12 protein-coding genes are annotated in these 15,601 nt (G+C 68.0%); 5 read left to right on the top strand and 7 right to left on the bottom strand.

Translation table 11 applies throughout. The features are described 5' to 3' along the window. Positions 1-118: 118 nt before the first annotated feature. On the top strand, positions 119-1,330 hold the full coding sequence (locus AC4ELS_RS25025) for an NAD(P)-dependent malic enzyme (protein ID WP_491842289.1): 1,212 nt from the start codon (positions 119-121) through the stop codon (positions 1,328-1,330). 8 nt (positions 1,331-1,338) lie between these two features. Next, positions 1,339-2,190 (top strand): glycine betaine ABC transporter substrate-binding protein, encoded by an 852-nt coding sequence (locus AC4ELS_RS25020; RefSeq protein WP_463805364.1) that lies wholly within the window; start codon positions 1,339-1,341, stop codon positions 2,188-2,190. Positions 2,191-2,209: 19 nt separating this feature from the next. Here the strand turns inward: AC4ELS_RS25020 and AC4ELS_RS25015 are convergent, their stop codons facing one another. The 3 genes from AC4ELS_RS25015 to AC4ELS_RS25005 are packed head-to-tail and all read right to left on the bottom strand — an operon-like array spanning position 2,210 to position 4,140. Next, the gene (locus tag AC4ELS_RS25015; RefSeq protein ID WP_064960400.1) at positions 2,210-3,034 is read right to left on the bottom strand and encodes an SDR family NAD(P)-dependent oxidoreductase; all 825 of its coding nucleotides are present in this window, start codon (positions 3,032-3,034) and stop codon (positions 2,210-2,212) included. Positions 3,035-3,070: 36 nt separating this feature from the next. Beyond that, positions 3,071-3,841, bottom strand: coding sequence for a class I SAM-dependent methyltransferase (locus AC4ELS_RS25010; protein WP_499049701.1), 771 nt, complete (start codon positions 3,839-3,841; stop codon positions 3,071-3,073). 38 nt (positions 3,842-3,879) lie between these two features. After that, entirely contained in the window at positions 3,880-4,140 is a 261-nt protein-coding gene (locus AC4ELS_RS25005; protein WP_499049699.1) for a helix-turn-helix domain-containing protein, read from the bottom strand. Between the two features lie 69 nt (positions 4,141-4,209). Between AC4ELS_RS25005 and map the strand changes: the two genes are divergently transcribed. After that, positions 4,210-4,971 carry a type I methionyl aminopeptidase gene (gene map, locus AC4ELS_RS25000; protein WP_064960453.1) on the top strand — a complete coding sequence of 254 codons (762 nt, stop codon included), beginning with the start codon at positions 4,210-4,212 and terminating at the stop codon, positions 4,969-4,971. 18 nt (positions 4,972-4,989) lie between these two features. Here the strand turns inward: map and AC4ELS_RS24995 are convergent, their stop codons facing one another. The 3 genes from AC4ELS_RS24995 to AC4ELS_RS24985 form a co-directional block, all read right to left on the bottom strand. Continuing rightward, the gene (locus AC4ELS_RS24995) at positions 4,990-6,300 is read right to left on the bottom strand and encodes an MFS transporter (RefSeq protein ID WP_499049697.1); all 1,311 of its coding nucleotides are present in this window, start codon (positions 6,298-6,300) and stop codon (positions 4,990-4,992) included. Between the two features lie 137 nt (positions 6,301-6,437). Then, positions 6,438-10,142, bottom strand: coding sequence for a multifunctional oxoglutarate decarboxylase/oxoglutarate dehydrogenase thiamine pyrophosphate-binding subunit/dihydrolipoyllysine-residue succinyltransferase subunit (locus AC4ELS_RS24990; protein ID WP_448448477.1), 3,705 nt, complete (start codon positions 10,140-10,142; stop codon positions 6,438-6,440). 143 nt (positions 10,143-10,285) lie between these two features. Beyond that, a complete protein-coding gene (locus tag AC4ELS_RS24985) occupies positions 10,286-11,053 on the bottom strand; it encodes a hypothetical protein (RefSeq protein WP_064886690.1) in 768 nt (255 codons plus the stop codon). A 122-nt stretch (positions 11,054-11,175) separates the two neighbouring features. Between AC4ELS_RS24985 and AC4ELS_RS24980 the strand changes: the two genes are divergently transcribed. Together AC4ELS_RS24980 and AC4ELS_RS24975 are read left to right on the top strand one after the other, a co-directional pair. Further along, the gene (locus tag AC4ELS_RS24980) at positions 11,176-12,471 is read left to right on the top strand and encodes a multidrug effflux MFS transporter (protein ID WP_064960396.1); all 1,296 of its coding nucleotides are present in this window, start codon (positions 11,176-11,178) and stop codon (positions 12,469-12,471) included. Positions 12,472-12,549: 78 nt separating this feature from the next. Continuing rightward, positions 12,550-14,238 (top strand): DHA2 family efflux MFS transporter permease subunit, encoded by a 1,689-nt coding sequence (locus AC4ELS_RS24975; RefSeq protein ID WP_463793895.1) that lies wholly within the window; start codon positions 12,550-12,552, stop codon positions 14,236-14,238. On the opposite strand, the gene AC4ELS_RS24970 is transcribed toward AC4ELS_RS24975, so the two are convergent. Continuing rightward, positions 14,216-15,583: an FAD-binding oxidoreductase gene (locus AC4ELS_RS24970; protein WP_448448474.1), complete on the bottom strand. Its 1,368-nt coding sequence runs from the start codon at positions 15,581-15,583 to the stop codon at positions 14,216-14,218. The two genes, AC4ELS_RS24975 and AC4ELS_RS24970, sit on opposite strands and share 23 nt — an antisense overlap. Positions 15,584-15,601: the final 18 nt, after the last annotated feature.

The raw sequence follows: 15,601 nt of genomic DNA, 5'->3' as shown, positions 1-15,601 counted from the left end.
TGCGCGGTGTGCAGCTACCTGATCAGCACAGAGAATGCTACGCGTAGTTACTGTTAAGTAACGCTCACCAGCGGGGAACCGGGCCCTGTGAGAATTGGCATTGAAGTACCCTTGCGCCGTGTCGGAAAGTACAGTCGCCTCCTCGTCCGAGCGCTCGTCAGCGGAGCGCACCCCGCAAGTTGTCATCGAAGACGCCGAGATCTTCGATGCTCATGAAGGCGGAAAGCTCTCGGTCGAGTTGAAGGAGCCGCTGGACACCCAGCGTGCGCTGTCGATCGCCTATACCCCTGGTGTCGCCCAGGTGAGCCGGGCGATCGCCACGGATCACACGCTCGCTGCCAAGTACACCTGGGCCAACCGCCTGGTCGCGGTGGTCAGCGACGGCACCGCGGTGCTGGGCCTCGGCGACATCGGCCCCGCGGCGTCGCTGCCGGTCATGGAGGGCAAGAGCGCGCTGTTCAAGTCCTTCGGCGGGCTGAACTCGATCCCGATCGTGCTGGACACCAAGGATCCCGACGAGATCGTCGAGACCCTGATCCGGCTGCGTCCGACCTTCGGCGCGGTGAACCTGGAGGACATCTCGGCGCCGCGGTGCTTCGAGATCGAGCGCCGGGTCATCGAGGCGCTGGACTGCCCGGTCATGCACGACGACCAGCACGGCACGGCGATCGTGGTGCTGGCCGCGCTGCTGGGCGCCACGAAGGTCCTCGAGCGTGACATCCATGCACTCCGCGTCGTCATCTCGGGCGCCGGTGCAGCGGGTGTGGCGTGTGCCAACATCCTGCTGAACAAGGGCATCACCGACGTCGTCGTGCTCGACTCGCAGGGCATCGTGCACTCGGGTCGTGACAACCTCAATTCCTTCAAGGCCGAGCTGGCCGGGCGCACCAACCCGCGCAAGCTCACCGGTGGGGTGGCCGAGGCGCTCGAGGGCGCCGACGTGTTCCTCGGGGTGTCGGCCGGCGTCGTGCCCGAGGAGCTCATCGCGACGATGGCTCCCAACTCCATCGTCTTCGCGCTGTCCAACCCGGACCCGGAGATCCACCCGGACGCGGCCCGCAAGTACGCCGCGGTGGTGGCAACCGGACGCAGCGACTTCCCCAACCAGATCAACAACGTGTTGGCCTTCCCGGGCGTGTTCCGCGGGGCGCTCGACGCCGGTGCCCGTCGTATCACCGAGAAGATGAAGGTGGCGGCTGCCGAGGCGATCTTCTCGGTCGTGGGTGACGATCTGGCGGTCGACCACATCGTGCCCAGTGCGCTCGATCCGCGGGTCGGTCCCGCGGTTGCGGCCGCGGTCGCAGCGGCGGCTGATACCGCAGAATCCTGAGTTCGCGAATGCGCCGAACTCTGGCGTTGGCGCTGTTGACCATGTCGACGCTGCTCGTGGCAGTGTTGGGGGGTTGCGCGTCCAACTCGGCCCCGGCTGCTCTCGCGGTCGGGGCGGGGCCGGCGCCGGAGTCGGCACTGCTCGGTCATCTGTATGCCGCGGCACTGCGCTATTACGGCACGCCGGCCGTGGTCACCGAGACCGACGGCAGCCTCGGGGTGCTGGATTCGGGATCGGTGACCGTGCAGCCGGGGTTCACCGGCCGGTTCCTGACGCGGCTGGATCCGGCCGCCACGGCCCGCGCGGATGAGCAGGTCTACCGGGACCTGGTCTCGGCGCTGCCCGAAGGCGTCGCGGCCGGCGACTACACCATGTCGGCACAGGACAAGCCCGCGCTGGTGGTCGCCGAGGCCACCGCCACGGCGTGGGGCGGGACCGATCTGAGCGCACTGCGCCGCAACTGTGCCCAGGCACGGCCGGGTGCCGTGGTCGGTTCCTCGGTGCCCGAGGCGGTGGGGTCCTGCACTCTGCCCAAGGCCGTCACATTCCCCGACGACAAGAGCCTGTTCGCCGCATTACGTGCGGGGAAGATCAACGCAGCCTGGTCCACGACAGCCGATCCGGCGATCCCGTCGGACCTGACCGTGCTGGCCGACAAGACGGCGCTGATCCGCGGTGAGAACGTGGTGCCGCTGTATCGCCGCAACACACTGAACGAACGCCAGGTTCTGGCGCTCAACGAGATCGCCGGCGTCCTGGACACCGGATCGCTGGCCGACATGCGCAGACAGGTCGCCGAGGGCAAGGATCCCGGTGCGGTGGCAGACGAATTTCTCCAGTCCAACCCGCTGGGCCACTAGCCCTCGGCAACCCTCGGCGTCAGCGGGGGAGCATCCGCCCCATCGCGCCCGCGAACAGCTTCTGGTACGCCGAGCCGGTGATCCGCACGATGACATCGAGGACCTTGGCGTCGGCGCCGACGAGTACCCGTGCCCGGTCCTTGCGCACCGCTTCGAGGATGATCGTGGCCGCGCGCTGCGGGGTGGTGTTGGCCAGTTTCCGGTCGAAGGTCTCGGCGAGGGCCTTCTGATCCAGTCCCTCGGCGGCGGTGGCGTTGCGGGCGATGGCGGTCTTGATCCCGCCGGGGTGCACACAGGTCACCTTGACCGGATGCTTGGCCAGAGCCATCTCCTGACGCAGGGCCTCGGTGAAGCCGCGCACCGCGAACTTGGCCGAGTTGTAGGCGGCCTGGCCCGGAACCGAGAAGATGCCGAACAGGCTGGAGACGTTGATGACGTGTCCGTCGCCGGATTCGATCAGGTGCGGCAGGAAGGCCTTGGTGCCGTTGACGACGCCCCAGAAGTCCACGTCCATCACCCGCTCGATGTCCTTGAACTGACTGATCTCGACGTCACCGGTGAACGCGATGCCTGCGTTGTTGTAGATCTGGTTGACCTTGCCGAAATGCTCCTTGACCGCGTCTGCGTAGAGCAGGAAGGCCTCGCGCTCGGTGACATCGATCCGGTCGGTCTTGACCTCGGCGCCGATCGCCTTGAGGCGTTCCTCCGTGACCGCGAGTCCCTCGGTATCGACGTCGCAGATCGCCACCTTGGCCCCGGAACGTCCGAGCTCGATGGCCAGCGCCTGTCCGATGCCTGATCCGGCGCCGGTCACGACGGCGACCTTTCCGGCGAAGCCCTCCATAGAACACTCCCTTGTGTCGTTCGACTTGCGTCGAGATTACCCGGTACCCGCGGTCCCGGTTGTGCTGGCCGGCTTGGTCGCTGTCACCAGGTGGGTTCCGACGTAGGGGCCGCCCCACCACATCCGCCAGCCGAGATTCTGTCGCTGCACATGCTGCCAGCCGTTGGCGCACAGACGCTCGGAATGGCGCCGTGTTTCCCAGATGTCGGCGATGGCCAGCCGGCCGCCCGGGCGCAGCACTCTGGCGGCTTCGTCGAGAGCACGGGACCGCCCGGCCCGATCGGGGATGTTGTGGATGGCCAGGCTGCTGACGATGACGTCGACGCTGGCATCGTCGAAGGGCAGGGCGGTCATGTCGCCGGTGTGGACCTCGACCCGGCCGGCGACGCCCTCGGCTGCGGCGTTGGCCAGAGTCTGTTCCGGCGAGTTGCCGGTCTGATCGGCGCGCCACAGATCGACGCCGAGTGCGCGTCCGCGTGGAAGTCGTTTTGCCGCGGCATGAAGCACCGCGCCCCGGCCGCAGCCGAGATCGAGCAGCGTCTCATCGCCGCGCAGGGCCAGGCCATCGAGGATGTCGCTCCACACTGCGAACTTGCCGCGGCGGGTGGTGTGCACGAACGACGAAACGGTGCTCGCCAGAAGAGCGGCGGAAGCACCTGCGAGACAGGCGGTTCGGCGTCGACTGCGGGCGATGTTGACGATCGTCGCGACCAGCAGGGCGGTAAACGCACCGCCGGCGATCGCGGCCTGGGCGGGCGCGGACACCGTGTTGTAATCGCCGTCGAATCCGTAATCGGGGGAGTCCATTTCACCCACCGTAGCCAGGTCGGCCGGTAGCCGGTGGGCTACGACGCGGCCGCGCGCACCGGTCGCCAGACTTCGGCCAGCGTCTCCAGCGGAATTCCCAGGGCGTCGCTCAGTCCGACGACCGTGCCGAACGCCGGGGAGGGCAGCCGTCCGGTCTCGATCTTGCGCAACGTCTCCGGGGAGATGCCGGCGCGCGCGGCGACCTCGTCGAGCGGGCGGGCGCCCCGGGCGGCACGCAGGGTCTCGCCGAGTCGGCGGCCGGCAGCGATCTGTGCGGGGGTGAGTGGGGTGCGGACCACGTCACCACGGTAGCGCCGGTATTTATATACCGCTAGTGTTGGTATTTAAATACCGAGAAGGGTGTGGACATGATCGAGCTGAAGACCGCCGCCGAGATCGAGAAGATGCGGGTCACCGGACGGTTCGTGGCCGAGGTGCTCGCCGAGTTGAGCGGGCTCGCGGATATCGGGGTCAACCTGCTCGACCTCGAACTGCACGCCCGCGACATGGTCAAGCGTCGCGGTGCCGAATCGTGCTACTGGGATTACGACCCGTCATTCGGCCGCGGCCCGTTTCGCAATGTCATCTGCCTGTCGGTCAACGATGCTGTGCTGCACGGCCTTCCGCACGACTACCGGCTGGCCGACGGCGACGTGCTCACCATGGACTTCGCGGTGTCCATCGACGGGTGGGTCGCCGACGCGGCCCGCACCGTGATCGTCGGGACACCGTCGGCCGCCGATGCACGGTTGGTTCGGGCCACCGAGGAGGCGTTGGAGGCCGGCACCGCCGCCGCGCGTCCGGGGAACCGGCTCGGTGACATCTCGGCCGCCATCGGCGCCGTCGCCGCCGACTACGGCTACCCGGTCAACCTCGAGTTCGGCGGGCACGGCCTGGGCCGGACGATGCACGAGGACCCGCATGTACCGAACCGCGGCAAGCCCGGTCGCGGCATGAAGCTGCGAGCCGGGATGACACTGGCGCTGGAACCGTGGTTGGCCGCCGGTACCGACCGCATCGTCTTCGACCGCGACGGCTGGACCATCCGATCCGCCGACGGTTCCCGCACCGCGCATACCGAGAACACCGTGGCGATCACCGAATCGGGCCCGGTGGTACTCACGTGTTGAGTCGTGCTGGCCTTCTGCTCAATGCTGTGGGCGCAACAGCAGCGTAGCGATCACGCTGATCACCGCGGTGGCCACCAGATATCCGCACGCCAGCCAGGGCGTGCCGCCGCCGGCGGCGATCAGTGCGGTGAGGATCAGTGGGGTCAGACCCGAGGCGTAGACGCCCGAGAGCTGATACACCGTCGACAGTCCGGTGTAGCGAGTGCGCGTCGGGAACAACGACGCGTACAGCGTGCCCTGCGCGCCGTAGAACCAGGCGTGAATGACGCCGAACGCCAACAACATTCCCACCGCATAGGCCGTGATGCTGCCGGTGTTGAACAATGCGAAGGCAGGAAACACCACCACGGCGTAAGCGGCGATGCCCGACGCGTAGACGGCCTTCGGGCTGAACTTGTCGGCGAGTAGACCCGACACCGGCAGTAGCACCGCCATCAGCAGTGCCGCCGCGGTCACCACGATCAGGACCGGCACCTTGCCCAGATGCAGCGTCGTCGTGGCATACGCGATGGTGAACACGCCCCAGGTGTTGAACGCGGCGCCCTCACCCCAGCGCGACAGCAGGCCGAGCACGGTCGAACGCAACGCCGGGGGCCGGAAGATCTCCTTGACGGGGACCACCGAGCGTTCGTCGTCGTCGCGCAACTTCTCGAATGCCGGCGTCTCGGCCACCCGGAACCGCACCACGACGCCGAAGACCACCAGCACGACGCTGAACAGGAACGCGATCCGCCAGCCGTAGGTCTGGAACGCCTCTGCGGACAGCCACAGCTGCAGGAGCACGAACACCCCGGTGCCCAGTGCCAGACCCAGGGCGAGCCCGACCTGCGGGATACTGCCGAACAGTCCGCGGCGATGCCGGGGACTGTGCTCGACGGCCAACAGCACGGCGCCGGCCCACTCGCCGCCGAGGGCGAATCCCTGGACCACGCGCAGCACCAGCAGCAGGATCGGGGCCAGGACGCCGATCTGCGCCGCGGTGGGCAGCACTCCCATCAGTGCGGTGGCCGCGCCCATCAACAGCATGGTCAGGGCAAGCGTGCGTTTGCGGCCGATCCGGTCGCCGATGTGGCCGAACACGAATCCGCCGATGGGCCGCACGACGAACCCGACCGCGAATGTGGCGAATGCCAGCATGGTGCCGACGAACGAGCTCTGGTCCGGGAAGAAGGTGTGGTTGAACACCAAGCTGGCGGCGGTGGCGTAGAGGAAGAAGTCGTACCACTCGATCGTCGTCCCGAGCACGCTGGCCAGCACCGCCGTGCGCACCGTGTTTCCCGAGGCGGGCGTCGCCGTGGAGGCGGTGGGCGGGGCGGCTGCGATAGTCACCCTAGTTGTCTAGTGACCGCCCGACGCTGCGCACACCGTTGCGCGCGAGGTGATTCAAACCCGGCCGCGAGCGTGCGCAGAATGCTGGCCTATACCGGCGTGTAGGCCTGCAGACACGCACGCTCGCGCAGCTGGGGTTACCCGAAGGCCAGGTCGATGATCTCCTGCTGTTCGACGGCATGCACCTTCGACGACCCCGATGACGGAGCCGACATCGCGCGCCGCGAGATCCGGGTGATCGGGTTGAAGTAGTCCGGCAGCACCTCGGGCAGGGTCAGGCCGAGTGACGGCCAGGCGCCCTGGTTGGCCGGCTCCTCCTGCACCCAGAACTTCTGGGTGACATTCGGGTAGCGGTCCAGGGTCTCGGCCAACCGGCGCCGCGGGAGCGGGGCGAGCTGTTCCAGGCGCACGATCGCCACGTCTTCGCGGTTGTCCTTGGCCTTGCGGGCCGCCAGGTCGTAGTAGATCTTGCCGCTGCACAGCAGGACGCGGGTGACCTTGCTGCGGTCACCCTCGCCGTCGGTGTAGACCGGCTCCTCCAGCACCGAACGGAACTTGTTCTCGGTGAAGTCGCGGATGTCGCTGACCGCGGCCTTGTTACGCAGCATCGACTTCGGGGTGAAGACGATCAGCGGACGCTGGATGCCGTCCATGCCGTGCCGGCGTAACAGGTGGAAGTAGTTCGCCGGAGTGGACGGCACCGCGATGGTCATCGAGCCCTCGGCCCACAGCTGCAGGAAGCGCTCGATGCGGCCCGAGGTGTGGTCGGGGCCCTGACCCTCATGGCCGTGCGGCAGCAGCAGCACGACGTCGGAGAGCTGGCCCCACTTGGCCTCACCGGAGCTGATGAACTCGTCGATGATCGACTGGGCGCCGTTGACGAAGTCGCCGAACTGCGCCTCCCACAACACCATTGCGTCGGGATTGCCCACCGAGTAGCCGTACTCGAAGCCCACCGCGGCGTATTCCGACAGCGCAGAGTTGTAGACCAGGAACTTACCGCCGGTGGGGGTGCCGTCGGTGCTGGTGGCCAGCAGCTGCAGCGGGGTGAACTCCTCGCCGGTCTTGCGGTCGACGATCACCGAGTGGCGCTGGGTGAAGGTGCCGCGCTGGGTGTCCTGGCCGGAGATCCGGACCAGCTTGCCCTCCGAGACCAGCGACCCGAGCGCGAGCAACTCGGCGAACGCCCAGTCGACCTTGCCCTCGTAGGCCATCTCACGGCGCCGCTCCAGCACCGGCTTGACGCGCGGGTGCACGGTGAACCCGTCCGGCAGGGCCAGATGGGCGTCGCCGATCCGGGCGAGCAGGGACTTGTCCACCGCAGTGGCGAGCCGCTGCGGGATCTGCTGGTCGGCCTCGACCGATTCGCTGGGCTCGGCAGCGTGCTTCTCCAGCTCGCGGACCTCGTTGAACACCCGCTCCAGCTGACCCTGGTAGTCACGCAGGGCGTCCTCGGCCTCTTTCATCGAGATGTCGCCACGGCCGATCAGTGATTCGGTGTAGGCCTTGCGGGAGCCGCGCTTCGTGTCGATGAGGTCGTACATGTACGGCTGGGTCATCGACGGATCGTCGCCCTCGTTGTGTCCGCGGCGGCGGTAGCACAGCATGTCGATGACGACGTCCTTCTTGAACGCCTGGCGGAAGTCCACTGCCAGCCGCGCCACCCAGGCACACGCCTCGGGGTCGTCGCCGTTGACGTGGAAGATCGGTGCGCCGATCATCTTGGCGACGTCGGTGCAGTACTCGCTGGAGCGCGAATCCGTTGGCGCCGTGGTGAACCCGATCTGGTTGTTGACCACGATGTGGATGGTGCCGCCGGTGCGGTAACCGTCCAGCAGGGCCAGGTTCAGCGTCTCGGCGACCACGCCCTGGCCGGCGAACGCCGCGTCGCCGTGCAGCATCAGCGGGACGACCGGGTACTCGCCGGAGACGTCGGCGTCCTTGCTGCCGTCCAGCAGATCCTGCTTGGCCCGTACCAGACCCTCGAGCACCGGGTCGACGGCTTCCAGATGCGAGGGGTTGGCGGTCAGCGACACCTCGATGTCGTTCTCGCCGAACATCTGGATATAGGTGCCGGTGGCGCCGAGGTGGTACTTGACGTCGCCGGAGCCGTGGGCCTGGCTCGGGTTGAGGTTGCCCTCGAACTCGGTGAAGATCTGGCTGTAGGGCTTGCCGACGATGTTGGCCAGCACGTTGAGGCGGCCGCGGTGCGGCATGCCGATGACCACCTCGGCGAGCGCGTGCTCGGCGCACTGGTCGATCACGGCGTCCATCATCGGGATGACGGTCTCCGCGCCTTCCAGCGAGAAGCGCTTCTGCCCAACGTATTTGGTCTGCAGGAAGGTCTCGAATGCCTCGGCCGCGTTGAGCTTGCTCAGGATGTACTTCTGCTCGGCGACGGTGGGCTTGTCGTGCTTGACCTCGACGCGTTCCTGGATCCAGCGCTGCTGCTCGGGTTCGAGGATGTGCGTGTACTCCACACCGATGTGGCGGCAGTAGGCGTCACGCAGCACCGAGAGCACGTCGCGCAGTTTCATGTACTGCTTGCCGGCGAACCCGTCGACCTTGAACTCGCGGTCCAGGTCCCACAGCGTCAAGCCATGGGTGTTGACGTCGAGATCGGGGTGACTGCGGAAGCGGGTGTTGTCCAGCCGCAGCGGGTCGATGTCGGCCATCAGGTGGCCGCGATTGCGGTAGGCCGCGATCAGCTCGATGACACGGGCGTTCTTGTCGGCGATCGAGTCCGGGTTGTCGGTGCGCCAGCGCACCGGCTCATACGGGATGCCGAGTTCGCGGAAGATCTCGTCGTAGAACTCGTCGTCGAGCAGCAGGGTGTGGATGGTGCGCAGGAAGTCGCCCGACTCGGCACCCTGGATGATGCGGTGGTCATAGGTCGATGTCAGGGTGATCAGCTTGCCGATGCCCAGGTCGGCGATGCGTTCCTCGCTGGCGCCCTGGAACTCGGCCGGGTACTCCATGGCGCCCGCGCCGATGATGGCGCCCTGGCCCTGCATGAGCCGCGGCACCGAGTGCACGGTGCCGATCGTGCCCGGGTTGGTCAGCGAGATGGTCACGCCGGAGAAGTCCTCGGCGGTCAGCTTGCCGTCACGGGCCCGGCGCACGATGTCCTCGTAGGCTGCGATGAACTGGCCGAAATGCATTGTTTCGCAACGCTTGATCGCTGCAACGACCAGTGACCGGTTGCCATCCTTGCCGGGCAGGTCGATGGCCAGGCCCAGGTTGGTGTGGGCCGGGGTGACCGCAGCCGGCTTGTCGTTGGCCTCGGCGAAGTACCGGTTCATGTTCGGGAACTTCTTGACCGCCTGCACGATCGCGTAGCCGAGCAGATGGGTGAAGCTGACCTTGCCGCCACGGGTGCGCTTGAGGTGGTTGTTGATGACGATGCGGTTGTCGATCATCGCCTTGGCCGGGATGGCCCGCACGCTGGTCGCGGTGGGCACCTCCAGCGACGCGTTCATGTTCTTGACCACGGCCGCCGCCGCGCCACGCAGCACCTGGGACTCGTCGCCCTCGGCGGGGGTGGGGCCCGGCTTCGCCGGCTTGGCCGGTGCAGCAGCCTTGGCCGGTGCGGCCTTGGCGGGCGCCGCTGCCGGAGCGGGTGCCGCAGGCGCGGCGGGAGTTGCTGGCGGTGCGGCGGCAGGCGCTGTCTGCGCCGCCGGCTGACCGTTGGCGACGGTGTTGTCGGTGGTGGGTTCAGGGGAGTAGTCGACCAGAAATTCGTGCCAACTCGGATCCACCGAAGAGGGATCCTCGCGGAACTTGCGATACATCTCCTCGACCAACCACTCGTTCTGCCCGAATGGTGAAGGTGAACTGCTCACGGCAGACACTCGCCTCGATTCTTGTGTCCGGCCAGCCGTCACATGCAGGCTTGCCGCTTGTGTTCTTCTGTGGGCGGCCGACCCCTCTGGACCGCCGCATAAAGGCTATCGCCTTTCAGCGCCACCTGAGGTCAGCATGGTCCTCAGGGGTTGGCGGACGGCAGCACATGCAACGTTGCGGGCCACCGCGGCGGGGGTGCGCCGAACGCCTGGCGGGCGTTGGCGACGATCTTCTTACCCATCAGCCGGTTGCCGACGCCGCCGATGACAGCGCCGATGCCCACCGGCAGCATCTTGCCGAAAGCCATCGCGCCGCGCTTGAGCGTATACCGCTTGACGAAGTACTTGACCAGCCGGGAGTTGAGCTGGGAGACCGCGGGCAACGGCAGCGTCGCCGCACCGTCGGACAGCCACGCACCGCTGGTCCGCCCGGTGCCGAGCAGGTCGGCGATGGCACGCTTGCTGTCTTCGCCGACGAGGACCGAAAGCACCAGCGCACGGCGCCGTTCGCGATGGTCGGCCGGGATGCCGTGCACCTCGGCGACGGCGAGCACGAACACCGACGTGGCTTCGAGGAACACCACCGTCTCGCCGGCGACGGCCGACAGCGCCGCCAGGGTTCCGATGCCGGGGAAGGCGGCGGCCGAGCCGACTGCGGCGCCGCTGGCCATCACCGCGGCCAGGTAGTGCTTCTCCAGCCGGGTCACGATCTCGGCCGGGGTGGCATCGGGCTGGTGGCTGCGCAACCGGTCCACGTAGGCCTTGACGGCCGGAGCCTGGACGCGCGAACTGCGCTCGATGATGGCCGAGAGCACCTTGGCCGCCGTGCTGGGATCTTCGGTCTCTTCGACCTTCGCAGGCAGGGCTTTGGACCGCGCACGCACTTCGGGGCCTCCCAGGTGTGAACCCATCGTTGACTGCCAGGCTAACGCTTGACCTGACGTCGGGAGAACGAACGGTCACCCGTTGCCGGTGCCCGAGGGTGACAGCCGTCACGGGAACAAAAAACTGAAATGCGGGGCTGTTCACCTTCATGGCATCATCGCCCGACGTGGACCAGACGACATCGGTAGCTGAGCACAGTCGGATGCCGGGTCGGATCCGGATGATTCTCATCCTGGGTGCGCTGGTGGCGCTGGGTCCACTGACCATCGACATGTATCTGCCGGCCCTGCCCCGGATCGCCGAGGAGCTCTCGGTCTCCTCCTCGGTGTCGCAGTTGACGCTCACCGGAACCCTGGCCGGTCTGGCCCTCGGCCAGCTGATCGTCGGCCCACTGTCGGATTCGCTGGGACGCAGGCGCCCGTTGATGGCGGGCATCGTGCTGCACATGGTGGCTTCGGTGCTGTGCGTGCTGGCACCCAACATCACCGTTCTCGGGTTGGCGCGCGGCCTACAGGGCATGGGTGCGGCGGCGGCCTCGGTCGTGGCGATCGCCGTGGTCGGCGACCTGTTCAGCGGCACGGTGGCGGCGACGGTGATGTCGCGGTTGATGCTGGTGCTGGGGGTGGCCCCGGTGCTGGCCCCGTCCTTGGGGGCGGCTGTGCTGTTGCACGGGTCCTGGCACTGGGTCTTCGTCGCGCTGGTGGTGGTGGCCGGCGGCCTGCTGGCGATGGCTGCGCTCGCCCTGCCGGAAACCCTGCCGGTCGCCCATCGGCGCCCACTCGCGGTGAGCGGCATCGTCGGCACGTACATCGAGCTGCTGCGTGATTCGCGGTTCGTGATCCTGGTGCTGGTCGCCGCACTGGGCATGTCCGGGTTGTTCGCCTATATCTCGGCGGCGCCGTTCGTCCTGCAGGGCCACTACGGTCTCGACCAGCAGGCCTTCGCGCTGGTGTTCGCCGCGGGGGCGATCGCGCTGATCGGCTCCACCCAGTTCAACGTCGTGCTGCTGCGCCGGTTCTCGCCGCAGGCCATCACGGTGGCGGCGCTGAGCTGGTCGACCCTTGCCGGGGTGGTGTTCGTGGTGCTGACCGTGGCGCACGTCGGTGGGCTGTCCGCCTTCGTGGTGCCGGTGCTGGCGATCCTGGCGGGAATGGGCCTGGTGCTTCCCAACGCCCCGGCCGTCGCACTGTCGCGGCATCCCGACGCTGCCGGAACGGCGGCCGCGTTGTTGGGCGCGGCGCAGTTCGGCCTCGGCGCGGCGGTGGCACCGGCGATCGGGGCCCTGGGCAACGGTGCGCTGGCGTTGTCGTGGGTGATGACGGCCGGCATGGCGATCGCCCTGACGGCCCTGCTGCTGGTCGGTCGGCGTAACGACGATGACGAGCCGAGCGAATACCCGGGCGACACGCTCGTCGTTTCCGAGGCGGTTGTCGAGCCCGCCTGACGCGCTCCCGGGTAGCGTCGGCTGGGCCCGCCAACCACCCAACTGAGCCGGACCCGAGGCCCAACACACCGCATCGCCATGTCTCCAGCGCTGAACGCCCGCACCCCGAGCCCGCAGGGCAGGGTGCCCGCGCGTGCGGACAACCCGTGGAACGCCCTGTGGGCCATGATGGTCGGCTTCTTCATGATCCTGGTCGACGCGACGATCGTCGCCGTCGCCAATCCGACCATCATGGAAGAGCTCGGCGCCGATTACGACGGCGTGATCTGGGTGACCAGCGCTTACCTGCTGGCGTACGCCGTGCCGCTGCTCGTCGCGGGCCGGTTGGGCGATGTCTACGGGCCCAAGAACCTCTACCTCGCCGGCCTGGCCGTGTTCACCGCGGCCTCGCTGTGGTGCGGTCTCGCCGGCAGTATCGGGATGCTGATCGCGGCACGTGTGGTGCAGGGCATCGGCGCGGCCCTGCTGACGCCGCAGACGTTGTCCACGATCACCCGCATCTTCCCGCCCGAGCGGCGCGGGGTGGCGATGAGTGTGTGGGGCGCGACGGCCGGGGTGGCCACGTTGGTCGGTCCGCTGGCCGGTGGCGTGCTGGTCGGGGGACTGGGCTGGCAGTGGATCTTCTTCGTCAACGTGCCGATCGGGGTTGTCGGCTTCGCCCTGGCGGTCTGGCTGGTGCCGGTGCTGCCCACCCAGGACCATCGGTTCGACGTGCTGGGCGTCGTGCTGTCCGGGGTGGGCATGTTCCTGATCGTGTTCGCGCTGCAGGAGGGGCAGTCGCGCGATTGGGCGCCGTGGGTGTGGGCGACCGGCGCGGTCGGCATTGCGGTGATGGTGGCGTTCGTGTGCTGGCAGGCGGTCAACACCGCCGAGCCGCTGATCCCGTTGCGGATCTTCAAAGATCGCGACTTCAGCCTGGCCAACGTGGGCGTCGCCACGATCGGGTTCGCGGTGACCGCGATGATCCTGCCGTTGATGTTCTACGCCCAGACGGTGTGCGGACTGTCGCCGATCCGGTCGGCACTCTTGACCGCTCCGACGGCGATCGCCAGCGGTGTGCTGGCGCCGGTCGTGGGTCGCATCGTCGACCGGGCGCATCCGACGCCGGTGATCGGTTTCGGTTTCTCGGCGATGGCGATCGGGCTGACCTGGCTGGCGATGGAGATGACCCCGACGACGCCGATCTGGCGCCTCTTGCTGCCGCAATTGGTGATGGGCGTCGGCATGGCGTTCATCTGGTCGCCGTTGGCAGCGACCGCGACGCGCAACCTGCCGCCGGATCTGGCCGGGGCCGGATCCGGCGTGTACAACGCCACCCGCCAGGTCGGGTCGGTGCTCGGCAGCGCGGGGATCGCGGCGTACATGACGTCGCGTATCGGCGCAGAGATGCCGGGGGCGGCCGGCGCGGCGCCCCGCGGTGAGGGTGCGGTCGCCGAGTTGCCGGAGTTCCTGCGCGCGCCGTTCGCGGCGGCGATGTCGCAGTCCATGCTCCTGCCGGCGTTCATCGCGCTGTTCGGGGTGGTGGCCGCGCTGTTCCTGCTCGGTTTCGATGCCGAGCCCGTCTTCGCTTCCGAGCCGGATCCCTACCTGGACCCCCGCGACGACGATGACGACGACTACGTGGAGTTCACGGTGAGCCATCACCACATCGATGGCGATGGTGTGGCCGACGCGGTGACCGATTCGTTCCGGGTGCTGCCGCTGACCGAGGATCCCGAGAAATGGGAGAACATCTACGCCGAGTTCATGGCAAAGCGCGAGGATTGAACAGCACGGCGCGATTGAGGTATCCGTCCGGATCGAAGGCGGCCTTGATCGTGCGCATGGCCGCGATGTCGGCCTCGGTGCGTGACATCGCCACATAGTCGCGCTTGCGCGACCCGACGCCGTGTTCGGAGCTGACGTTGCCGCCGCAGTCGGCGATCAACGTCATCATCGCGGCATACAACCCCGCCTCGGCGTCGGTGGAGCACCGCAGCACGTTCAGGTGCAGGTTGCCCTCCCCGATGTGGCCGAACAGCACCGGAATGGCGTCGGCCGTATGGGTGGCGATCAGTTCGGTGGCTTCGGTGGCGAAGTTCTTGATTGCCGAAAGTGGCAGCGAGACATCGAATTTCAATGGCGGACCGAACAATCCGAGCACCTCGGCCACCGACTCCCGTACCTGCCACAGCCGCTGCTGGGCGGTTGTGTCGATGCCGACGGCCGGCTCACCACAGAGGTCGGCCCCGTCCAGCGCGTCGGCCAGGCGTTCGGTCTGGTCGCTGTCGCCGGCCAGTTCGATCAGCAACTGCCAGGCACCGTCGACCGGGGCGGGGACCCCGAGATGCTCGGCGGTCAGCGCACTGGCCCTGGCGTCGATCAGCTCCAGGGCCGCGATGCCGTCGAGGTCGCGGAAGACGCGGCCGGCCCCGGTCAGCGCCTCCAGGTCGGTGAACCCGCAGATCGCGGTGACCCGGTGGGTGGGGGTGGGGTGCAGGCGCAGATCGAGTGCGGTGATCACACCGAGCGTCCCCTCGGCGCCGACGAACAGCGAGGCCAGGTCGTAGCCGGTGTTGTCGCGGCGTACCTGACTGTGCCGGTGGACCACCGATCCGTCGGGCAGTGCGATGTCCAGGCCCAGCACCTGCTCGCCCATGTTGCCGTAACGAACGGTGCGCAGACCGCCGGCATTGGTGGAGGCCATCCCGCCGACGGTGGCCGATTCGCGCGCGGCCAGGTCCACCCCGAACACCAATCCGGCTGCGGTGGCGGCGCGTTGCACCGCGGCCAGGGGAGTCCCGGCGCCGGCTCGGATGCGGCGCTCGACGGTGTCGACGACACCGATCTCGGTGAGGCGCTCGGTCGACAGCAGGATGTCGTCGTTCTCCGGCACCGTCCCGGCCACCAGAGAGGTCCGGCCGCCCTGCACCGTGACACACGCCCCCGCATCGCGGCAGGCGCGCAGTACCGCGGCGACTTCGTCGGCGGTGCCGGGCCGGACCAGAGCTGCTGCCTGTCCGCGATACCGCCCGGTGTGGTCGACGCACCGGCCGTCCAGCACGTCGGGATCGGTGGTGACGTAGCCGGCACCGACGATTCCGGCAAGGGTTCCGGTAAGCGTTTCAGTCACCGGTTGGGTGTATCACAG

It is taken from the genome of Mycobacterium shunyiense (assembly GCF_058270035.1).
This window is presented reverse-complemented; position numbering and strand designations above follow the sequence as displayed.

Coding starts and splice junctions, on each gene's coding strand:
- AC4ELS_RS25020 (WP_463805364.1), top strand. CDS start 1,339: ATGCGCCGAACTCTGGCGTTGGCGCTGTTGACCATGTCGACGCTGCTC.
- AC4ELS_RS25010 (WP_499049701.1), bottom strand. CDS start 3,841: ATGGACTCCCCCGATTACGGATTCGACGGCGATTACAACACGGTGTCC.
- AC4ELS_RS24985 (WP_064886690.1), bottom strand. CDS start 11,053: ATGGGTTCACACCTGGGAGGCCCCGAAGTGCGTGCGCGGTCCAAAGCC.
- AC4ELS_RS25015 (WP_064960400.1), bottom strand. CDS start 3,034: ATGGAGGGCTTCGCCGGAAAGGTCGCCGTCGTGACCGGCGCCGGATCA.
- AC4ELS_RS24980 (WP_064960396.1), top strand. CDS start 11,176: ATGGCATCATCGCCCGACGTGGACCAGACGACATCGGTAGCTGAGCAC.
- AC4ELS_RS24975 (WP_463793895.1), top strand. CDS start 12,550: ATGTCTCCAGCGCTGAACGCCCGCACCCCGAGCCCGCAGGGCAGGGTG.
- map (WP_064960453.1), top strand. CDS start 4,210: ATGATCGAGCTGAAGACCGCCGCCGAGATCGAGAAGATGCGGGTCACC.